The sequence below is a fragment of the Pseudomonas sp. R2-7-07 genome (assembly GCF_003852355.1).
GTDB lineage: Bacteria > Pseudomonadota > Gammaproteobacteria > Pseudomonadales > Pseudomonadaceae > Aquipseudomonas.
Window position 1 is genome coordinate 4774444 of the sequence record NZ_CP027759.1, and the last position, 21680, is coordinate 4796123.

The 21680-nt window shown below is 61.8% G+C and carries 18 protein-coding genes and 2 pseudogenes; 7 read left to right on the forward strand and 13 right to left on the reverse strand.

Annotation, left to right across the window (positions count from 1 at the left end; translation table 11 throughout):
* Positions 1-18: 18 nt before the first annotated feature.
* The 3 genes and pseudogenes from C4J86_RS21950 to C4J86_RS27465 form a co-directional block, all read left to right on the forward strand.
* Positions 19-1845 (forward strand): CocE/NonD family hydrolase, encoded by a 1827-nt coding sequence (locus tag C4J86_RS21950; RefSeq protein ID WP_124372475.1) that lies wholly within the window; start codon positions 19-21, stop codon positions 1843-1845.
* A 165-nt stretch (positions 1846-2010) separates the two neighbouring features.
* Positions 2011-3027, forward strand: a pseudogene (locus tag C4J86_RS27460) (methyl-accepting chemotaxis protein); the annotation flags it as partial.
* 309 nt (positions 3028-3336) lie between these two features.
* Positions 3337-3930: pseudogene (locus C4J86_RS27465) on the forward strand (methyl-accepting chemotaxis protein); the annotation flags it as partial.
* A gap of 626 nt (positions 3931-4556) precedes the next feature.
* Here the strand turns inward: C4J86_RS27465 and C4J86_RS21960 are convergent.
* Genes C4J86_RS21960 through C4J86_RS21975 form a run of 4 tightly spaced genes read right to left on the reverse strand, consistent with a single transcriptional unit; the run spans position 4557 to position 8655 of the window.
* On the reverse strand, positions 4557-4925 hold the full coding sequence (locus C4J86_RS21960; RefSeq protein WP_124371824.1) for a glyoxalase superfamily protein: 369 nt from the start codon (positions 4923-4925) through the stop codon (positions 4557-4559).
* A 29-nt stretch (positions 4926-4954) separates the two neighbouring features.
* Positions 4955-6418, reverse strand: coding sequence for an amidohydrolase family protein (locus C4J86_RS21965; RefSeq protein WP_124371825.1), 1464 nt, complete (start codon positions 6416-6418; stop codon positions 4955-4957).
* A 1-nt stretch (position 6419) separates the two neighbouring features.
* Positions 6420-7280, reverse strand: coding sequence for a MurR/RpiR family transcriptional regulator (locus C4J86_RS21970; RefSeq protein ID WP_124371826.1), 861 nt, complete (start codon positions 7278-7280; stop codon positions 6420-6422).
* A 25-nt stretch (positions 7281-7305) separates the two neighbouring features.
* On the reverse strand, positions 7306-8655 hold the full coding sequence (locus C4J86_RS21975) for a gluconate:H+ symporter (RefSeq protein WP_256657813.1): 1350 nt from the start codon (positions 8653-8655) through the stop codon (positions 7306-7308).
* A 245-nt stretch (positions 8656-8900) separates the two neighbouring features.
* Here C4J86_RS21975 and C4J86_RS21980 point away from each other — a divergent pair, with 245 nt between their 5' ends.
* Positions 8901-9275 (forward strand): lysozyme inhibitor LprI family protein, encoded by a 375-nt coding sequence (locus tag C4J86_RS21980; protein ID WP_124371828.1) that lies wholly within the window; start codon positions 8901-8903, stop codon positions 9273-9275.
* Positions 9276-9277: 2 nt separating this feature from the next.
* On the opposite strand, the gene C4J86_RS21985 is transcribed toward C4J86_RS21980, so the two are convergent.
* The 4 genes from C4J86_RS21985 to C4J86_RS22000 all read right to left on the reverse strand — a co-directional run bounded on the left by C4J86_RS21985 (position 9278) and on the right by C4J86_RS22000 (position 13786).
* Positions 9278-10723: a SulP family inorganic anion transporter gene (locus C4J86_RS21985; RefSeq protein WP_124371829.1), complete on the reverse strand. Its 1446-nt coding sequence runs from the start codon at positions 10721-10723 to the stop codon at positions 9278-9280.
* A gap of 372 nt (positions 10724-11095) precedes the next feature.
* A complete protein-coding gene (locus tag C4J86_RS21990) occupies positions 11096-11989 on the reverse strand; it encodes an NAD-dependent epimerase/dehydratase family protein (protein WP_124371830.1) in 894 nt (297 codons plus the stop codon).
* Between the two features lie 103 nt (positions 11990-12092).
* Positions 12093-12989 (reverse strand): LysR family transcriptional regulator, encoded by an 897-nt coding sequence (locus C4J86_RS21995; RefSeq protein WP_124371831.1) that lies wholly within the window; start codon positions 12987-12989, stop codon positions 12093-12095.
* Between the two features lie 29 nt (positions 12990-13018).
* Positions 13019-13786, reverse strand: a complete 768-nt coding sequence (locus C4J86_RS22000; protein ID WP_124371832.1) for a sulfite exporter TauE/SafE family protein — start codon at positions 13784-13786, stop codon at positions 13019-13021.
* Between the two features lie 92 nt (positions 13787-13878).
* Here C4J86_RS22000 and C4J86_RS22005 point away from each other — a divergent pair, with 92 nt between their 5' ends.
* Complete coding sequence (locus tag C4J86_RS22005) at positions 13879-14775, forward strand: LysR substrate-binding domain-containing protein (RefSeq protein ID WP_124371833.1); 897 nt, start codon at positions 13879-13881, stop codon at positions 14773-14775.
* Here the strand turns inward: C4J86_RS22005 and C4J86_RS22010 are convergent.
* Both C4J86_RS22010 and kynU read right to left on the reverse strand, forming a co-directional pair.
* Entirely contained in the window at positions 14721-16127 is a 1407-nt protein-coding gene (locus tag C4J86_RS22010) for an amino acid permease (RefSeq protein ID WP_124371834.1), read from the reverse strand. The two genes, C4J86_RS22005 and C4J86_RS22010, sit on opposite strands and share 55 nt — an antisense overlap.
* A gap of 156 nt (positions 16128-16283) precedes the next feature.
* Positions 16284-17534: a kynureninase gene (gene kynU, locus C4J86_RS22015; protein ID WP_124371835.1), complete on the reverse strand. Its 1251-nt coding sequence runs from the start codon at positions 17532-17534 to the stop codon at positions 16284-16286.
* A gap of 143 nt (positions 17535-17677) precedes the next feature.
* Between kynU and C4J86_RS22020 the strand changes: the two genes are divergently transcribed.
* Positions 17678-18151: an Lrp/AsnC family transcriptional regulator gene (locus C4J86_RS22020; protein ID WP_124368330.1), complete on the forward strand. Its 474-nt coding sequence runs from the start codon at positions 17678-17680 to the stop codon at positions 18149-18151.
* Positions 18152-18276: 125 nt separating this feature from the next.
* Here C4J86_RS22020 and catA read toward each other — a convergent pair whose 3' ends face one another.
* The 3 genes from catA to C4J86_RS22035 are packed head-to-tail and all read right to left on the reverse strand — an operon-like array spanning position 18277 to position 20678.
* Entirely contained in the window at positions 18277-19206 is a 930-nt protein-coding gene (gene catA, locus C4J86_RS22025; protein WP_124371836.1) for a catechol 1,2-dioxygenase, read from the reverse strand.
* A 41-nt stretch (positions 19207-19247) separates the two neighbouring features.
* Positions 19248-19538, reverse strand: coding sequence for a muconolactone Delta-isomerase (gene catC / locus C4J86_RS22030; protein ID WP_124371837.1), 291 nt, complete (start codon positions 19536-19538; stop codon positions 19248-19250).
* Positions 19539-19550: 12 nt separating this feature from the next.
* A complete protein-coding gene (locus C4J86_RS22035; protein ID WP_124371838.1) occupies positions 19551-20678 on the reverse strand; it encodes a muconate cycloisomerase family protein in 1128 nt (375 codons plus the stop codon).
* A gap of 114 nt (positions 20679-20792) precedes the next feature.
* Between C4J86_RS22035 and C4J86_RS22040 the strand changes: the two genes are divergently transcribed.
* Positions 20793-21668, forward strand: coding sequence for a LysR family transcriptional regulator (locus C4J86_RS22040; protein ID WP_124371839.1), 876 nt, complete (start codon positions 20793-20795; stop codon positions 21666-21668).
* The last annotated feature ends 12 nt before the right edge of the window (positions 21669-21680 follow it).

The following is a 21680-nucleotide window of genomic DNA, read 5'->3' on the forward strand; positions in this document are numbered from 1 at the left end:
TCGATGAGTGTTATCGCCATGCAAGTCCTGCGCAACCAAATGATTGCGATGCGTGACGGCGTCCACCTGGCCACCGATATTTATCTGCCGAAGGAAGGTGATGGACCTTTTCCGGTGGTGATCGAACGCACGCCCTACGACAAGAGCAAGCCCTCGCGCTCGGAAAAACAGCTCGACGGCCAGCACATCTCCCGCGAGCAGATGGCCGGACGGTTTATCGAGCAAGGCTTCGTCGCGATCTTCCAGGACTGCCGTGGGCGCTACGCCTCCGAAGGCACGTTCACCAAATACACCGCCGAGGGCAACGACGGTTTCGACAGCCTGGCCTGGATCGTCCAACAGCCCTGGTGCAACGGCGAGATCGGCAGCATGGGCTTGTCCTACGCTGCCCACACCCAACTGGCGATGGCCTGCCTGCACCCTCCTGGCCTGAGCAGCATGGTGCTGGACAGCGGCGGCTTCGCCAATGCCTACCAGTGCGGAATTCGCCAGGGCGGCGCCTTCGAACTCAAGCAGGCAACCTGGGCTTTTCGCCAGGCCAAGGAAAGCCCGGCGGCGCTGGCCGATCCGCTGATTCGTGAAGCGCTGGAGCAGGAGGATATTTATCAGTGGTTCACTCGCATGCCGTGGCAAGCCGGGAAATCGCCACTGCGCCATGTCCCGGAATATGAAGCCTATGTGCTGGAGCAGTGGGCGCGGGGCCGCTTCGATGAGTATTGGCAGAAGTCCGGCATCTATGCTGAAGGCCACTATGGTCAACTGCCCGATATTCCGGTGCTGTTCATGTCCAGCTGGTATGACGCCTATGTCAGCTCGACCCTCGCCAACTACCGCGCCTTCACACAAAACGGTACCGCCCGCCAACGGCTGGTGATGGGCCCGTGGCTGCATGGCGACCGTAATATCAGCCACAGCGGCGATGTGGAGTTCGGCCCGCAAGCCGCTTTCGATGGGCAGGTCGATCAGGACTGGCTCAGTTGTCGCCTGGCCTGGTTCGAGCAAACCCTGAAGCCGTCGCCCCGCACCACGACGGCCAGCGTGCAGGTGTTTCTGATGGGGGGCGGCAGCGGTCGTCGCGACGAAAACGGGCGGCTGCACCATGGCGGCCGCTGGTTGCACACTACGCAATGGCCACTGCCCGGCAGCCAGACACTGACCCTCTACCTGAATGCATGCAGACAGTTGAGCCGCACCGCACCTGTGGAGATAGACGCCCGCTTGAGTTATCGCGCCGACCCGGCTCACCCGGTCCCGACCATCGGCGGCGCGCTGACCTCTGGCGCCCCCGTCTTCGTCGGTGGAGCCTTCGATCAACGGGAGCGTCCCGACTTTTTCGGCACCCAAGGTGATAACCGCCCCCTGGCCCAGCGTGATGACGTCTTGAGCTTCCAGACCGAGCCACTCGACGAAGACCTGATCGTCGCCGGTGAGGTGCAAATCGAACTGTGGATCGAGAGCGATGCACCCGACACCGACTTCACCGCCAAGCTGGTGGACGTGTATCCACCCAGCGTCGATTATCCCGATGGATTTGCCATGAATATCACCGACGGCATCCGCCGCTGCCGTTACCGAGCGTCGTGGGAGCAGCCCACTCTCCTGACGCCAGGCGAACGGGTCAAGGTGCTGATCGAACCCTTCGCTACCTGCAACCTGTTCAAGCGCGGCCATCGGCTGCGCCTGGATATCGCCAGCAGCAATTTCCCGCGCTTTGACGTCAACCCCAACAGCGGCGAACCTTCAGGTCAGGCCAGCCGGCCTCGGGTTGCCCACAATAGCGTGCACCTGAACCACACCGCCGCTTCGTGCATGAGGCTAACTGTGGTGCCTACCACTGTGTCCTGAGCCCGGAGGGTCGCCATTGCTGCGCGGTAATAGCGCCCCTTCGTCGCCCCTCAACAAAAGTATTTCAGAATTGCCCTTTGCCGCCGATACAGCCCTACACATCTTGGCTGGCTCAAACAACAACACCCCGTCCAGCAGACAGACATCACTCTCAAGGAGCTTTCGATGAACAGCTGGTTCGGTAACATCAGCGTCAACCTCAAACTCGGCCTGGGCTTTGGCCTGGTACTGGTCCTCACCTCGATCCTGGCACTCACCGGCTGGACCAGCCTGGGCGGTTTGATCGACCGCAGCAACTGGATGAGCGACATCACCCAGCTCAATGCCTCGCTGACCAAGCTGCGCATCGTGCGCCTGCAATACATGCTGGCCAACGGTGACGAAGCCGTGGCGCAGAACGTGCAGACCAGCCTCGACGCCTTCGCCGCCCAGCAACAGAAACTGCTGGACAGCTTCAAGAGCCCGGAAAACCTCAAGCTGCTCAATGAACAGAAAGCCGTCATCACGGCCTATCAGCAGTCCTTGAACAAAATGCGCGAGGCCTATCGCAACGGCAACGCTGCGCGCCAGGTCATGGGCGACAAAGCCGACATCGCCAACGCACAAATCAACGCCCTGGACACCAGCGTGCAGCAGATGCCCGACAGCCCGGAGCGTTTCGCACAGTTCCAGGCCGTGACCGACGCCAAGGAAGAGTTCATGCTGGCGCGCTACGAAGTGCGGGGTTACACCAACACCGTCAACGCAGAAAACGAAGCCCGCGCCGCTGCACAAATCGACAAAGCCATCGCGAGTTTGAAAAGCCTCAACGCCGTCTTCGGCAGCAGCCAGCAAACCGCGCTGGCTTCGCTGGACACCGCACTCGGTGCTTATCGCAGTGCCGTGCAGAGCTACAAGGCCGCCAACGCCAACATCGTCACTGCCCGTGCCGAGATGACCACCCAAGGCACCGATATCGTCACGATCAGCGACAAGCTGTACGACATCCAGCTGGAACGTCGCGACGCCGAAAGTGCCCAGGCCCGTAGCCTGCAATTGATCAGCACCTTGCTCGCCCTGCTGGTGGGCATCATCGCGGCGCTAGTGATCACTCGCCAGATCACCCGTCCGCTGCAAGACACCCTGGCGGTGGTCGAACGCATCGCCTCGGGCGACTTGAGCCACAACATCCAGGTGACTCGCCGTGACGAACTGGGCGTGCTGCAACAAGGCATCCAGCGCATGGGCACCACCTTGCGCGAATTGATCAGCGGGATTCGTGATGGCGTGACCCAGATCGCCAGCGCCGCTGAGGAACTGTCGGCGGTGACCGAGCAGACCAGCGCCGGCGTCAACAGCCAGAAGATCGAGACCGACCAGGTCGCTACGGCGATGCATGAAATGACCGCCACCGTGCAGGAAGTGGCACGCAACGCCGAACAGGCCTCACTGGCCGCCGCCGATGCCGACGGCCAAGCGCGCGCGGGCGATAAAGTTGTGGCCGAGGCCATCGCCCAGATCGAACGCCTGGCGGCTGAAGTGGCGCGCTCCACCGACGCCATGGCCCATCTGCAACAAGAGAGCAACAAGATCGGCAGCGTGATGGATGTGATCAAGGCCGTGGCCGAACAGACCAACCTGCTGGCACTCAACGCGGCGATTGAAGCTGCGCGCGCCGGTGAAGCCGGTCGTGGGTTCGCCGTGGTCGCCGACGAAGTACGTGGCCTGGCCCAGCGCACGCAAAAATCCACCGAGGAAATCGAAGGCCTGGTGGCCGGCTTGCAGAACGGTACCCAACAAGTGGCCAACGTGATGAACAACAGCCGCAGCCTCACCGACAGCAGCGTCGAGCTGACGCGCAAGGCTGGCGTATCGCTGGAAAACATCACCCGTACCGTGTCGAATATCCAGTCGATGAACCAGCAGATCGCCGCCGCCGCCGAAGAGCAGAGCGCCGTGGCCGAAGAGATCAGCCGCAGCATTGTGAACGTGCGCGACGTGTCGGAGCAGACCGCAACGGCGAGCGACGAGACGGCCAAGTCGAGCGTGGAATTGGCGCGTTTGGGTAGCCAGTTGCAGCAGATGGTCAGTCATTTCCGGGTGTAAGAAATCAAAAAAACCGCCTCGGGATTAACCGAGGCGGCTTCACTTCTCAAACCTTAACGGTCATCGAAGCTGTCCCGCAGAAACTTCCATACGTGATAAGCACGCAGGCAGTTCACTACGAGGTTCCATGTACGTCGTGCAAACTTAGACATACTCGGCCCTCCGTGAGTTGGGCCTTACCTCCAGCGCACTTACCGGAACATGTGGGCCTTTGGATGCAGGTCAATGCATCTTTGAGGCGGCCGGGTTGATGGGCCTTCCGCTTGAATCCGGCACGGATTACTAGCCCGTGGCGGTCGGTCCAAAAAATCGCGCGCATACCCGGCACACCCAAAAGCGACAAACGCAGAACGAAGGAGAGACTACCCAAAACTCCACGTGAAGGTGTGACAAGCAGTGGCCAAATATCCAGTATTGTTCGTGGGATCTATTGCAGAATTTTTCGACTGAGAGAGAAGTTTGATAATCGAGGAGCACTGGCCACCGTTCAATCTTGCGTGATGATAAGACCAAGGTTAATATCCGCCTGCAGGTCAATGCATCTTTGAGGTCGCGATCCAGCCACTCACTGGATTGCAAAAAAACCGCCCTACTAAGGCGGTTTTTTATTGTCTGCGATTTACCTCTCAGCTCTCACCCTCCTCAACAAACACCACACGATTCCCAAACGGATCCTTGATACTCATCTCCCGCGAGCCCCAAGGTGTTTCCTCCACGCCAGGCTTGGCATAGCGGTAGCCCTTGGCCTGCAATTGCTGCTGGTACGCGTCTATCCCCTGCGCCTGGATACGCACCGCTGCGCCCGGCGACGCATCGCCATGATGCTCGGACAAATGCAGCACGCACTCGCCCAGCGACACCTGCAGGTACAACGGAAAATCCGCCTCGAAACGATGCTGCCAATCGACCTTGAACCCGAGAAAGTCGACATAGAATTCCAGCGCCTTGGCCTCGTCGAAAATCCGCAGGATGGGGGTGACTTTTCCTAAGTGCATCGCGATGGCTCCCTGTTTGAAAGCCCCCACTATAGAGGCGAAAAACCCCGACGCAAATCCCCGTTGCGCGCCAGGAATCGACCCGAGCGCTGCCCCGTCGCCTGCCCTTCGCGGTAGCTCAACACACCGTTGACCCACACGCCATCAATGCCCTCGGCTGCCCGCTGTGGTTCTTTGAAGTCCGCTACATCCCGCACGCGTAACGGGTCGAACAACACCAGGTCAGCCCAGTGCCCTTCACGAATTTCGCCTCGCTCAGCCAGGCCAAAACGCGCCGCCGACAGCCCGGTCATTTTGTGCACAGCGGTGTGCAACGGGAACAATCCGACATCCCGGCTGAAATGCCCCAGCACCCGGGGAAACGCGCCCCACAAGCGCGGATGGGGAAACGGGTCTTCAGGCAACCCATCCGACCCGACCATCGACAAGGGGTGCGCCAAAATGCGCCGCACATCCGCCTCATCCATCCCGTAGTACACCGCACCCGCCGGTTGCAGGCGGCGGGCTGCGTCCATCAACGAAATATCCCAGTCGGCGGCAATGTCCTGCAGGTCACGCCCGCCCATTTCAGGATGCGGTGTAGACCAGGTGATGGTGATACGGAACGCATCGGTGACTTGCTTGACGTCCAGAGTCGAAGAGCTGGCCGCATAGGGATAACAATCACACCCTACCGGATGGGTTTTCGCCGCCGCTTCAAGTGCCGCCAGCAGTTGCGGGCTACGTCCCCAGTTTCCCGCACCAGCACACTTGAGGTGGGAAATAATCACCGGGGCCCTGGCGTGCCGGCCGATCAGGAACGCTTCGTCCATTGCCTCCAGTACCGGCTCGAATTCACTGCGTAAGTGAGTGGTGTACACCGCGCCATAAGCCGTCAGCTCTTCACTCAGTTGCAGCACCTCGTCGGTGTCTGCATTGAATGCGCTGGCGTAGGCAAGGCCAGTGGATAAACCCAGGGCTCCGGCCTCCAGACTCGCCTGCAACTGCATGCGCATGCCTGTGATTTCAGGGGCCGTGGCCGTGCGGTGCAGGTCGTCCATATGATTGCTGCGCAGTGCCGTGTGGCCGATCAGGGCGGCGACGTTGACCGCAGGGTGGGCGCGTTCCACGGCGGCGCGATAGTCGACAAAGCGCGGGTAGGCAAAAGCGTCGGCGTTGCCCAGCAGGTTCATCGGGTCGGGCGGATTGCCGCGCAGGCTGACCGGTGAGGCGCTGATGCCGCAATTACCGACAATCACCGTGGTCACGCCCTGGCTGAGTTTGGGCAGCATCTGCGGATGGCGGATAACCACCGTGTCATCGTGGGTGTGTACGTCGATAAACCCCGGCGCCAATACGCGGCCTGTCGCGTCGATTTCTTGCTCGGCCATCGCTGTCGACAAGTCGCCGATCGCCTCGATGCGCCCATCACGTACGCCCACGTCAGCGACATAACCTGCACTGTTGCTGCCATCAATGATCTGCGCCTGGCGAATCAGCGTGTCGTACTTCATATCAGTCTCCAAGCGGCAGGCTGTCGGGGCCGCCGCGATAGTCATCCAGGGCCAGCTTGATCCGGCGCAGGCGCTCCTGGTTGGCGTCAGGCATGGCCAGCGCCAGTTCGGTGGCAAGCAGGTCGATAGCCAGCAGCATGCCGTAGCGCGCAGCCGTGGGTTTGTAGATAAAACTGGTTTCAGCCGGTTGCAGTGGCAACAGCACATCCGCCAACTCGGCCAGCGGGGAATCAGCCAGGGTGATGGCGACAATGCGCGCGTCGTAGTTGCGCGCCAGCGTCACCACATCCAACAGCTCGGGCGTAAGGCCGGTCAGCGAGCACACAATCAACGCGTGTTCCGGCCCCAGGGTCGCGGCGGTCACGCGCATCATCACCGGGTCATGGCAGGCTGCAATCGGATAGCCCAGGCGTACCAGGCGCACCTGTAACTCATCGCTGCACAGGCTCGACGGGCCGCCCATGCCAAACGCGTGGATCATCCGCGCCTTACCCAACAGGCTCACCGCATTGACAAAGCTGTCTTGATTGAACCCCGACAGGTGCTGGCGCAGCGTCGCTTCGATATCACCCAGAATCTGCCGATGAAACGCCGACTGTTCCGGCAACCCCGCCGGGTCGAGAAAGCGGCTGCCCACGCCGCTGGCCTGGGCCAGTTGCAGGCGCAGGTCACGCAAGTCGCGGCAACCGACACTGCGGGCAAAGCGCGACAAGGTGGCCGTACTGACCTCGGCCCGTTGCGACAACGCTTCCAGGCTGGCCGACGCGGCAAAGCCCACGTCATCGAGCAGCAGCCTGGCGATACGCCCTTCGCCGGCGCTGAAGGAAGCCTGGCGGGCGCGGATCTGGTAGAGGATGTCCATGGGGCTCCGAGTGACAGGATGCGGCTCATAAAACCAGAGACAGGCCGTAGGTGAGAGCGAAGGCAACCACCGAAATCAACGTCTCCAGCACGGTCCAGGTCTTGAAGGTCTGGATCACCGTCATATTGAAGTATTCCTTGATCAGCCAGAAGCCGCCGTCGTTGACGTGGGAAAAAATCACCGAACCCGCACCGGTCGCCAGTACCAGCAATTCCGGGTGTGGATAACCCAGGCCCAAGGCAACCGGCGCGACCACGCCGGACGCCGTGGTCATCGCCACCGTGGCCGAGCCCGTGGCGATCCGCATCAGCGCGGCGAACAACCAGCCCATCACCAGCGGCGACAGCTGGAACGCATTGGCCAGGCCAAGGATTTCGTGGGTGACACCGGCGTCCACCAGGATGCGATTCAAGCCACCGCCCGCGCCCACCAGTAGGGTGATGCTCGCCGTCGGCGCCAGGCATTCATTGGTGAACTTGAGGATCGACTCACGGTTGAAGCCCTGGGCCAGCCCCAGGGTCCAGAAACTCACCAGGGTCGCCACGAGCAGCGCGATCACCGAGTTGCCGATGAATAAAAGGAACTGGTTGAAGCCGGTGCCCGGCGTGGAAATCACATTGGCCCAGCCGCCAATCATCATCAGCACCACCGGCAACAGGATAGTGCCCATGGTCAGCGCGAAGCTCGGCAGACGGGTACGCGGTTCACGCTCGATAAACTGGCGTTCCAGCGGGTTTTCCGCCGGCAGGTGAATGCGCGGCACGATGAACTTGGCATACACCGGACCGGCGATGATCGCCGTAGGAACACCGACCAGAATCGCATACAGCACGGTCTGCCCGACCGAGGCGTTATACGCCAGCACCGCCATCATCGCCGCCGGGTGCGGCGGCACCAGCGCATGCACCACCGACAGGCCGGCGACCATCGGCAGGCCGACCATCAGGATCGACACGCCCACGCGCCGCGCCACGGTAAAGGCGATCGGCACCAGCAACACGAAGCCCACCTCGAAAAACAGCGGCAGCCCCACCAGAAACGCGATGCAGACCATGGCCCAGTGGGCATTGCGTTCGCCGAAACGGTTGATCAACGTGCGCGCCACCTGCTCGGCGCCACCGGACTCGGCCATCATCTTGCCGAGCATGGTGCCCAGCGCCACCACCAAAGCGATATGCCCCAGGGTCTTGCCGACCCCCGCTTCGTACGAGCCCATGATGGTGTCCGCCGGCATCCCGGCCATCAGCGCCAGGCCAATGGACACCAGCGTGATAACGATAAACGGGTTGAGTCGGTAACGTGCAATCAGCACGATCAAAGCAATGATGGCGATGGCAGCGTATGCCAATAGCCCGAAGCCCGGTGATGCGGCCATGCGGTACTCCTCGGAAAGGGTCACGTCGAATAGGTTGTGAAACTCATAAATCATTACCGAGGAGGATTTTCAAATTATATGAAAGTAATTTTCGCCTAGGGATAAGCGCTGTCGCGGTGGGATATGCCCGACACTGTCGTATGAAAATTCGAGGAGTGTTCTTACATGAGGATCAGAAAAGGCTGGAAACTCAACCCACGCGGTTGAGTCATAGAATGCACATCCACTGCTGCCAGGAACTGAACATGATGCGTATCACACTAGCCGCCCTGCTGATTACCCTGTGCGGCAGCGCCGCCGCCGCCGATAACCCGGCGCTGAAAAAATGCATGGACGGCGCCAACACCACCGCCGAGATGGTCGGTTGCAACGTCAAGGAGGCCAAGGTGCAGGATGCCCGGCTGAACAAGGCTTACAAGACCGCGCTGGCCGCTCAGGAAGGCAACCGCAAGGACCAGTTGCAGGACCTGCAGCGCCTGTGGATCAAATACCGTGACGCCAATTGCGCCTTTGCCGGCAGTGCCACCGGCGGCACCATCGACCAAGTCAACGGCTCCGGCTGCGTGCTGGACATGACCCAGACCCGCGCCCAGGAACTGGAAGACCTGGTCGGCCCGTAACCCTAGTCGTGATGAACCTTCGCCCGCTTGAGCAGCTTCTTGCAGCGCTCCGACAAATGCAGCACGCGCACATGCTTGCCCGCCTTGCGGTAGCGCTCGCGCAAGGTCATCAGCGCGGCAATCGCTGAATAATCGACGAAGCTCAGGTGCCGGCAATCTAGCGTCACCTGGGCCGGGTCGTTGGCTGGGTCGAACTGATTCAGGAACGGAGTGGTCGAGGCAAAGAACAACGTGCCGTGCAGACGGTAAAGTTTGCTGCCGTCAGCTTCCAGGTGTTCATCGGCATACAGCTCACGGGCCTGTTGCCAGGCGAAGTTCAGCGCCGCGATCACGATGCCGCACAGCACTGCGGTCGCCAGGTCAGTGAACACGGTGATGACCGTCACCGCCATGATCACCAGCACGTCATTGAGCGGCACCTTGTTGATCACCCGCAACGACGCCCAGGCAAAGGTCTGCTGGGACACCACGAACATCACCCCCACCAGGGCCGCCAGCGGAATCCGCTCGATCAGCGGCGACAGAAACAGAATGAACAGCAGGATCATCACCCCGGCGAACACCCCGGAGAAACGTCCACGCCCGCCGGAACTGAGGTTGATCACGGTTTGCCCGATCATCGCGCATCCGCCCATGCCGCCGAACAGGCCCGAGACCATATTCGCCGCGCCCAGGGCCACGCTTTCGCGGTCGGGGTAGCCACGGGTTTCGGTGATCTCGTCGGTGAGGTTGAGCGTCAGCAGGGTTTCCAGCAGACCGACCATGGCCATCAGGAACGCATACGGCGCGATGATGCCGAGGGTTTCCAAGGTCAAGGGAATCTGCGGTAGGGCGAAGGTCGGCAGGCCACCCGCGATGTGCGCCATATCGCCCAGGGTGCGGGTGGGCAGGCCGAGCAGGTACACCGCCAGGCCCACGCCGAGGATCGCCACCAGGGCCGGTGGTACGGCGCGGGTCAGGCGTGGCAGCAGGTAGACGATGGCCATGGTCACCACGACCAGCCCGGCCATCATGTACAACGGCGTACCGCTGAGCCAGGTTTCACCGTTCTTGAAGTGCTCCAACTGCGCCAGCGCAATGATAATCGCCAGGCCGTTGACGAACCCCAGCATCACCGGGTGCGGCACCATGCGCACCAGCTTGCCCAGGCGCAACAGGCCGAAAGCGACCATGATCAACCCGCCCAGCAGCACCGTCGCCAGCAAATATTCCACGCCGTGTTGCACCACCAGCGCCACGATCACCACCGCCATCGAACCGGCTGCCCCCGACACCATACCGGGGCGACCACCGAACAATGCGGTGAGGGTGCAAATGATGAAAGCGCCGTAAAGCCCCATCAACGGGTTGAGATGGGCCACCAAGGCAAAGGCGATGCATTCGGGCAGCAAGGCAAATGACGTGGTGAGGCCGGCCAGGGCATCGGCGCGCAGACGGGTGAGCTTCATGGAATACCAGGGAGTTGCGGGGGAAGAGGCGAGGAATGGTACGGAATTGAGCGGCGCGGGGCTAGCCTTCGGGACCGAGGCGCGGCCAATCGGGAGCAAGCCCCCTCCCACATTTGACCGAGCACAGCCGGTGCGACGCGGTCTAGTGTGGGAGGGGGCTTGCCCTAATGCCAGTCAGTTAAGGCGACACCGAACCTGTGGCGAGGGAGCTTGCTCCCGCTGGACTGCGCAGCAGTCCCATTGTTTGGGGCCGCTTCGCGCCCCAGCGGGAGCAAGCTCCCTCGCCACAAGTTAGTTCTCGCTCCTGCTACTTCTTAACTGACCGGCATTAGGGCTTGCCCCCGATAGCCTCACCTCAATATCAAGCGAACATCACACCATCTCGTGGCGAATCCACTCCACCACCGAGGTACGCTTCGGCGCCCAGCCCAGCAGCTCACGGGCATGCTTGCCGCGCACCCGGCTGTTGGAGCCCAGGCCGTAGTTGGCCATTTCATAACCCCACTCGGCCTCAGCCTCGGCCAGCGGCCAGTCCTGCGGTTCGCCCAGTTCAAGCGCTTGCGCGATGGCCGTGGTCATGTCGATAAACGAGGCTTCGCCGCTTTCCACGAAGTAGAACGTGCCCGGCACATTTTTCGTCAGCGCCAGCAGGTACAGCGCGACCACGTCTTCGATATGCACGTTGGACCAGATGTTCTGCCCCGGTCCCACGTGGCGCACGATTCCACTCTTGCGGGCCTGCTTGAGCAAGCGTGGCAATTGCACGCTGTCACGCTTCACGCCCAGGCTGTGACCATAGATCAGGGTGTTACAGATCACCGCCGAATTCACACCTTCCTGGGCAGCGGCCAGGATCAGGTTATCGATCGCCACGCGAGCGGCCTTGTCGACGGTCGGCTCCGGCAGGTTGTCCTCAACGTAAATGACCTCACTGGCCTTGCCGCCCGACGCATCGCCAACGATGCTCGAACCGCTGGTGTGCAGGAACACCTTGTTGGAGCCTTTCAAGGCACCCAGCAGGGTTTCGACAGCCGCACGGTGGTCGCTGCTGGCGGCATTGATCACCGCATCGGCGTGCTGCGCCTGCTCGGTCAATACAGCGGCGTCATCCAGGGTGCCGATCATTGGAGTGATGCCCAGTGCCGTCATTTGCGCGGCTTGCTCGGCGCTACGCACCAGGCCGGTGACGGCGTGGCCGGCCTTGACCAGGCCGGTGGCGATGGAGCCGCCGATAAAACCGGCTGCGCCGGTAACGAATACATTCATGGAGAGTGCTCCTGACTGGGTAAGTGATGACCCCAGTATCAAGCACGCCCTGGCGTCGAATAACCCCGTACAGGCCAATTCACTCTTGCGCGCCAGTCACGAATCACACCGCATAACGTGCCAGCTTGGCCTGGATGAAATCCAGGAAACACTGGATACGCAACGCCAGTTGCGAATTGCGGTAATACACCGCATGGATCGGCTGGCGATAGCCACTATTGAATGCTTCCAGCAGCGGTACCAGGCGCCCGGCCTCGATGTCTTCGTGGGTCATGAAGTTGGACAGGCAACAAATGCCCTGCCCCTGCAAAGCCAGGTGGCGCACGGTTTCACCGCTGGACGCGGCAATGCCCGGCTGGATCAGCCAGCGGTCGCCCTCGCCATGGCGCAGCGGCCAATGGTTGAGGGTGTCGGTCTGGGTGAAGCCCAGCAAGGTATGCTCGGCCAAGTCGGCGACGGTGCTCGGTGTGCCGTGTTGCTTGAGGTAGTCGGCGCTGGCCAGGATGTGCAGCGGCGTGTTGCCCAGCGCGCGGGCATGCAGGGTCGAGTCGGCCAGGGTGCCGATACGAATGGCGATGTCGGTGCTTTGCTCCAGCAGGTCGATGATCACGTCGTCGCTGTTGAGCTCCAACTGGATGTCTGGGTACAGATCACGAAACTCGCCGACGTACGGCAGGATCCCATGCAGCATGAACGGCACCGCCGCATTGATGCGCAGCCGCCCAGCCGGTTTTTTCTGGCGTGACGACAGGCGTTCTTCCAGCGCCTGCATCTGCGCCAGGATCACCTTGGCCTGCTCGAAGAAATACCGGCCCTCCTCGGTCAGGTCCATGCGCCGCGTGGTGCGGTTGATCAGGGTGGTATCGAGCTTGGCTTCCAGGCGCGACAAGGTGCGACTGACCGCCGATGGCGTCTGCCCGACCTGCTCGGCGGCGGCGGAAATCGAGCCGCATTCAATCACGCTGACAAATATCTGCAGTTCATCGGATCGGGCTTTCACGGGCGGTCCTGGTTATGGGCTCGGGCTCATTATTGACCACTCAGCAACAAATGGCCTCCCAACAGCGCCATGCCGGTGAAAAAAACCCGCTTGAACCATAGCGCACTGATGCGCTGGCGTAGCGCCTGGCCCAGCCACATTCCCAGCAAGGCCGGCACCAGCGCCAACAACGACGCACCGACTTCACCACCACCGAGCGCACCGCGCCAGGCCAGCCCGGCGGCCAACGCCAGGGTCGACACGCTGAACGACAGCCCCAGCGCCTGCACCAGCTGATCACGGCCCAAACCTAATGCTTGCAGATACGGCACCGCAGGAATCACAAACACGCCGGTGACTGAGGTAATGAAGCCCGTGATCAGCCCACACAACGGGCCCAACCAGCGCTCGGTTCGCGGCCCGACCTGGAAAGTGGGCAGGCATAATCCACTCACCGCATACAGCAACAACGCCCCGCCCAACGCGCGCACCATCCACGCCCCGGCGTCCATGCCCAGCCACAGCGTGCCCAGCCCGGCACCGAGGAAAATCAGCAACAGCATCGGCCACAGGCGCTTGAGCAAGGTGCCCAGGTGACCGCCCAGCGCCAGTTGCCAGAGGTTGGTGACCGTCGAAGGGATGATCAGTAACGCCGCAGCCTGTGCCGGCAACATAGCCAGGCCGAGCATGCCCATGGCCACGGTGGGTAGGCCAAGGCCGATCACGCCCTTCACCGTGCCAGCCAGCAGGAAAGTGCCGATTACCAGCACCGTCAGGGCCGGGCCGAGGGTTTGGTAGAAAGCCAATAAAGTCGTCATGACGTAAGTGTGCGGTGTGGATGAACCGTTGGAAATTCGCCATATACTGAGGCAGCCTCTTGTTTTGGATGAGGCAGAGGAAATCTTGAGCCATGCACTTTGACCTGATCGACCTGCGCCTCTACCTGCACATACTGGACGCCGGCAACATCACCGCCGGCGCCGCCCGCAGCCATTTATCCCTGGCTGCCGCCAGCGCCCGCATTCGGGCGATGGAGGCTTCACTGGGCGTCGAATGCCTGGAGCGTGGCCGCCGTGGTGTCACCCCGACACCCGCCGGCAAAGCCCTGGGCCGCCACGCCCGCCTGCTGCTGCAACAGGCCGAGCATCTGCAACAAGACCTGGCTGAATACGCCAACGGCGTCAAAGGCCAGGTGCGCCTGCTGTGCAATACCACGGCCCTGAGCGAATACCTGCCGGAGCGATTGGCGGACTTTCTGTGCGCGCATCCCAATCTCGATATCGACCTGCAGGAGCTGCCCAGCCTGCGCATCACCCAAGCCCTGCGCCAAGGCACGGCCGACCTGGGGATCATTTCCGATGCGGTGGACACCTCCGGCCTGCAAACCCTGCCCTTTCACGACGATCCGCTGGTGCTGATCATGCCCGTGGAGCATCCGCTGGCAGCCGGCACGGTGAGTTTCATCGACAGCCTGCAACACGACTACGTCGGCCTCGCCGCCAGCAGTGCGTTGGCGGTGTACCTGGAGGAACAGGCGCTGCATGCGGGGTTTCGCCTGCAAACGCGGATCCGCGCCGAGGGTTTCGATGGGGTGATTCGCATGGTCGCCCGGGGCGCGGGCCTGGGCATCGTGCCCAAGGCCGCCCTGGACCGCTGGCCGCCGGACGCTCGCATCAAGGCCCAGCCACTCAAGGAGGACTGGGCCTGTCGCCACTTGCTGCTCTGCGCACGCTCGTTCGAACAGCTGCCGGGTTATGCCAGGGCCTTGTTCGATGCCTTGGCCCTGCCCTTGCGGAAAAACCCGTAGTACACCGCGCTCAGGATCAGCAGGAACGGCACGCCAAACACCAGGGTCATCTTGAACGCCTCGGTAAAATACGTGGTGATCATCACCGCGCCCATCAGCAACAGCCCCAGCAGGGTGCTGTAGGGAAACAGGCGCATCTCGAAAGACAACTTCGCCCCGCCGTGGCGCTTGCGGTAGCGCCGAAAAAACAGGTGCGTGAGAAAGATCATGAACCAGGTGAAGATCGCGCCGAACATCGAGATCGCCATCATCAGCGTGAACGAGCTTTCCGGGTACACCAGGTTGAGCAAGGTCGCCAAGGCGATACCGGAGCTGGACAGCAGCAAGGCATTCAGCGGGATGCCGCTCTTGCTCAACGCGCCCATGGACTTGGGCGCAAAACCCGCGCGGGACAGGCTGAACATCATGCGTGTGGTGATGTAGAGCTGGCTGTTCATCGCCGACAACGCCGCGATCAGGATCACGAAATTCATCACCCCGGTGGCGCCGGGAATGCCGATGGTCTGCATCACCGTGACGAACGGGCTCTGGGCTTGGCCGGCCTGGTTCCACGGCACGATGGCGAGCATCAGCGCCAGGGTCAGCAGGTAGAACACCACCAGGCGCACGATGGTCGCGCGAAAGGCTTTCTTCACCGCCCGCTCCGGGTCGGCCGCTTCACCGGCCGCCACCGCGATCATTTCCACGCTCAAATAGCTGAAGATCGACACGATTACCGCCACCCACATACCGCTTAACCCATGGGGGAAAAACCCGCCGTGGGCCGTGTAGTTCTGCACGCCGTAATCCGGATTGCCGGAGCCGAACACCACGTACACCGCCAAGATGATGAAGCCGACAATGGCGCTGATCTTGATGGTGGAAAACCAGTATTCGAAGGTGCCGAAGGTCTTCACGCTGATCGCATTGAGCAGGATCAGCACGCTGGAAAACGACACGATCCACACCCACTCCGGCACGTTGGCGAACCAGTACTTCATGTACATCGCCACCGCCGTGACCTCGGCCCCCACCGCCAACACAATTGCCGCCCAGTAGGCGTAACGCACCAGGAACCCGGCCAAGGGGCTGATGTAGAACTCGGCGTAGGCACCAAAGGAGCCGGAGGTGGAATGGGCCACCGTCATCTCCGCCAGGCAGCCCATCAATATCAAGGTAATCAACGCCCCGATGGCATAGCTCAGCAACACGCTGGGCCCGGCATAGCCGATGGCGTAGGCGCTGCCCATGAACAGCCCGGTACCGATAGCGCCACCGATGGCGATCATGCTCATCTGGCCCGAAGTGAGCTGGCGCCTCAGGCCCAGTTCGCGGTGGGTAATGTCTGCAAAGCCGTTGTCTGGCGTGGTCACGTGATGTGCCTCTTTTATTATTGTGATTGCTGCTGTTGCCACAGATCCCCTGTGGGAGGGGGCTTGCTCCCGATAGCGGTGTGTCAGTCACTGATATGCCTACTGACACACTGCTATCGGGAGCAAGCCCCCTCCCACATTGGTTTTGTGGTGCTCTTAAGTAACGCTGTTACGAACCTTGAATTGCGGCTGGTCCCAGGTGACGTTGTCGAGAATGTCAGCGAGGATTTCCACGGCGTCCCACACGTCGGTAAAGCGTGTGTACAGCGGGGTAAAACCGAAGCGCATGATGCGCGGCTCGCGGTAGTCGCCGATCACACCGCGGGCGATCAGGGCCTGGATCACTGCATAGCCTTGCGGGTGTTCGAAGCTGACATGGCTGCCGCGCCGGGCATGTTCACGGGGTGTGATCAGCACCAGGTGATGGGCCGCACAGCGTGCTTCGACCAGGGCGATAAACAGGTCGGTCAGGGCCAGGGATTTGCTGCGCAGGCTGCTCATATCGGTGCGCTCGAAAATCTCCAGGCCGCACTCGACCATGGCCAGCGAGGTGATCGGCTGGGTGCCGCACAGGTAGCGGGCGATGCCGGCGCTCGGCGCATAGTTGGATTCCATCGCGAAATGGCGGGTATGCCCGAACCAGCCCGACAGCGGCTGGCGCACCAGGTCCACCAACGCCGGGTTGACCCACACGAACGCCTGGGAGCCGGGGCCGCCATTGAGGTATTTGTAGGTGCAGCCAATCGCATAATCGGCGCCGGCCGCGTGCAGGTCGATGGGCACCGCGCCCGCCGAATGGGCCAGGTCCCAGATGCTCAGCGCGCTGCATTCATGGCTCAAGGCAGTGAGCGCACGCATGTCGTACATGTAACCGGTCTTGTAGTTGACGTGGGTAAGCATCACCACCGCCACGTCCTCATCGATGGCCTGGGGCAGTTCGTCCGGGCTGTTGACCAGGCGCAACGAGTAACCCTGTTGCAGCAACTCGGCGAGCCCCTCGGCGATGTACAGATCGGTGGGAAAGTTGCTCGCTTCACTGACGATCACCTTGCGCGCCGGCTGGCGCTGGCGCTGCACGGTCAGCGCGGCGCTGAGGACTTTGAACAGGTTGATGGAAGTGGTATCGGTGATCACCACTTCGCCCTCCCGCGCACCGATCAGCGGCGCCAGGCGATTGCCCAGGCGCTGGGACAAATCCGCCCAGCCCGCGCTGTTCCAGCTGCGAATCAAGCCATCGCCCCACTCCTGCGCGATCACCTGTTGCGCCCGCGCCAACGCCGCCACCGGGCGCGCGCCCAAGGAGTTGCCGTCGAGGTAGATCACGCCCTCGGGCAAGGCAAATTCGCGGCGCAATGGCGCCAGCGGGTCCTGGGCGTCGAGGGCTTGGCAATGGCTTCGGGTGGTCATGGGTGGTCCTGGTTTTTATCGGGAATATGCAGCAAATAATGAACGAACTTTTAGAGAATTTTCGTGCAAAGTGGTGGGCGAAGAGCTATTTAAGCTGTAGGAAATTCGAATTTAACCTGCAAACACGCGGATTTATGCCAACCATGATTCTTGACGCCACCGACCTGCGCCTCCTGCATTTCCTGCAACAGGATGGCCGCATCAGCAACCAGGAACTGGCGGAAAAAGTCGCGCTGTCGCCTTCCGCCTGCCTGCGCCGTTTGCGCCTGCTGGAGAGCGAAGGCGTGATCAGCGGCTATCGCGCGGTGCTCAATGCCGAGCAGTTGGGCATTGAGCTTGAGGCCATCGTGCACCTGTCGTTGCGCCAGGATGTGGAGGACTGGCATGAGACGTTCATCCAGAAAGTGCAGGGCTGGCCGGAAGTGGCCAGTGCCTATGTGATCACCGGCGCCAGCAATTATGTGCTCCGGGTACAGGCGCGCAACCTCAAGCATTTTTCGGACTTTATCGTGAACCACCTGAACCGCACGGCGGGGGTGATGGATATCCGTTCGGAGATTGTGTTGCAGAAGATCAAGGATCGGGATGAGGTGCTGGATCTGGTGGTGCGCAAATAACCAGCAACACCACTGTTCAAATGTGGGAGGGGGCTTGCCCCCGATAGCTGTGGGTCAGTGACATATTTACTGACTGACACATCGCTATCGGGAGCAAGCCCCCTCCCACATTTTTTTGACCGCGTTCAGTCCTCGAGGGCTCGGACTCGCTGCATGCGCTGCTGCTCTATCGGCGCCGCGGCTGGCTGCAATTCAAAGTCAAAATCAATCTGCGCAAACCGACCCTCCACGCCAAACTCCCGCGCCAGTTGCTGGTCGTCACTGAAGCGAATCTCGGCGATCAATTCATCGCGCGTGGCGTAGGCAAAGTCATCATGCAGGTACGGGTCGTCCGACAGGTTGATCTGGGTGGTCAGGTGCCGATGCCCCGGCGCCGAAATGAAGAAGTGAATGTGCGCCGGACGCTGCCCGTGACGCCCCAATTGGTCGAGCAGCTGCTGGGTCGGCCCGGTCGGCGGGCAGCCGTAGCCGGACGGCACGATGCTGCGAAAACGGTAGTTGCCCTGGGCGTCGGTCTCGATGCGTCGGCGCAGGTTGAACTCCGATTGCGTCGGGTCGAACCACGAATACGTGCCGCCGGTATTGGCCTGCCACACATCGACAATCGCCCCCGCCAACGGCTTGCCGTCGGTGTCGCGCACCTGCCCGCGCATGAACAGCGGTACGGCATCGTCCGTGCCATCATCCAGGCGCGCTTCGTACTTGGACAACGGCGCACCGGCCACGTACAGCGGGCCTTCGATGGTGCGTGGCGTGCCACCGGATTTGCCGGCTTCGATGTCGGCGGCGTCCATCAACAGGTCCAAGTAATGCTCCAGGCCCAGCCCGGCGGCGAGCAAGCCGGCTTCCTGGTGTTTGCCCAGTTCGTTGAGGTAGTTGACCGCCTTCCAGAACTCTTGCGGGGTCACTTCCAGGTCTTCGATGATGTTCACGGTGTCGCGCAGGATCCGGTAGATCAGCGCCTTGGTGCGCGGGTTGCCGCCATCATTGAGATTGCCGCTGGCTTGTTCGAGAAACTGCTGGGCGTGGGCCGTCTGGGACAGTCGGATGGACATGGTGCAATCCTCATCTTGTAATTATCGGGTGCAAAAAAGGCTCAGCGGTCGTCGTCATGGATCGACGACGGGTGCCGACACAGCGCATTCACTTCTATAGCCATATAGGGGAACAACGGCAGTTGCATCAGCGTGTCATGCAGGTCTTGCACGCTCTCCACATCGAACACGCTGTAGTTGGCGTAGTGCCCGGCGATGCGCCACAGGTGGCGCCATTTGCCCTCTTGTTGCAGGTGCTGGGCCAGGGCTTTTTCTTCGGCCTTGAGGTTGGCGGCGCGCTCGGGGGGCATGTCGAGCGGCAGGTTCACGGTCATTTTTACGTGGAACAACATGGCAGGCGCCTCTTAGTGTTTATCCCGACGGAAGAACGCCAGGCGCTCTTCATCGATCGCCAGGCCCAGGCCCGGCGCGGTGGAGACATGCAGCTCAAAGTCGCGATACAGCAGCGGTTCGGTGAGGATGTCTTCGGTGAGCAGCAACGGGCCGAACAGTTCGGTGCCCCACGCCAGCTTGTTCAGCGTGAGGAACGCGTGTGCCGAGGCCAGCGTGCCGATGCCGCCTTCGAGCATGGTGCCGCCGTAGAGGCCGATGCCCGCCGCTTCGGCAATCGCCGCCGCGCGCAATACCGCACGCGGACCGCCGTTCTTGGCGATCTTGAGGGCGAACACCGAGGCCGCGCCTTCGCGGGCCAGGTTGAAGGCATCCTCGACACATTCAATGGATTCATCGGCCATGATCGGCGCCGGGCTCGACAGGTTCAGCCGCGCCATGCCGCCTCGGTTGTTGCGCGAGATCGGCTGTTCGATCAGGTCGATACCACTGTCTCCCAGCACCTTGCAGGCGCGCAGGGCCACGGCCTCGTCCCAGGCCTGATTGACATCGACGCGCACGCTGGCACGCTCACCCAGCGCGCGCTTGATCGCGAGTACATGGGCCAGGTCACGTTCGACTGCACCGGCACCGATCTTCAATTTGAAGACGCGATGGCGGCGCAAGTCGAGCATCTTCTCGGCCTCGGCAATGTCTTGGGCGGTGTTGCCGCTGGCCAGGGTCCAGGCCACCGGCAAGGCATCGCGCACACGCCCGCCGAGCAGTGCGCTGACCGGCAGGTTCAGGCGCTTGCCGAGGGCATCGAGCAACGCGCTTTCGATCCCCGACTTGGCGAAGGTGTTGCCGCGAATGCTGCGCTCCAGGCGCAACATGGCGGCGTTGATATTGCTCGCGTCCTGGCCGATCAGCAGCGGCGCGAAGTGCCGGTCGATGTTGACCTTGATGCTCTCAGGGCTCTCGTTGCCATAGCTCAGGCCGCCGATGGTGGTGGACTCACCGATACCCTCGATGCCATCGGCGCAACGCAGGCGGATGATCACCAGAGTCTGGTTTTGCATGGTGTGCATCGCCAGCGTGTGCGGGCGGATAGTGGGCAGATCGACGATGATCGTTTCGATCGACTCGATGGGGCAAATCGGCATGGCAATACCCGTTGGGTTCTTTATAGGTTTGCGTCGATTCTGTGCTGCGTGGTTAGAGGGTTCCAATATAGAATTGGTCTGGTTCAATACCTTGAAGGTATTAAAGGAGCCAACATGGAACTGCGTCACCTGCGCTATTTCCAGATACTGGGGCAGACCCTCAACTTCACCCGTGCGGCCGAACGCCTGCACATCGCCCAGCCGCCGTTGAGTCGGCAGATCCAGCAATTGGAAGACGAATTGGGCGTGGTGCTGCTCGAACGCGGTCGACCGCTGCGGCTGACCGAGGCCGGGCGGTTTTTCTATGAGCACGCCAATGTGCTGCTCGAGCAATTGGGCACGGTGTGCGACAACACCCGGCGCATCGGCCTGGGCGAGAAGACCTGGCTGGGCATCGGCTTTGCGCCGTCGACCTTGTACGGCGTGCTGCCGGAACTGATTCGGCGGCTGCGCACCCATGAGTCGCTGGCGTTGGAACTGGGCTTGTCGGAGATGACCACCGTGCAGCAGGTCGAAGCGCTCAAGGCCGGGCGCATCGATGTGGGCTTCGGGCGGATCCGCATCGACGACCCGGCCATCGTCCAGCGTGTACTGGTGCAAGACCGACTGGTGGCGGTGTTGCCCAGTGGTCACCCGTTGCTCGGCGCGCCCGCGAGCCTTGCGCAACTGGCCGCCGAACCCTTTGTGCTGTACCCCGGCAACCCGCGACCCAGCTACGCCGACCACGTGATCGCGCTGTTCGACGCCCATGGCCTGAGCCTTAACGTGGCGCAGTGGACCAACGAGCTGCAGACCGCTATCGGCCTGGTGGGCGCCGGCATGGGTGTGACGCTGGTACCGGCGTCGGTGCAGGCGCTGCACCGGGCGGATATCGGCTACACGCCGATTGTGGAAGCGACCGCGACCTCGCCGATCATTCTCAGCCGACGGGTGAATGATCAATCGCCGGGGCTGCGGCATTGCCTGCAACTGGTTGAAGAGCTGCTCTGAGTTATCCCAGTC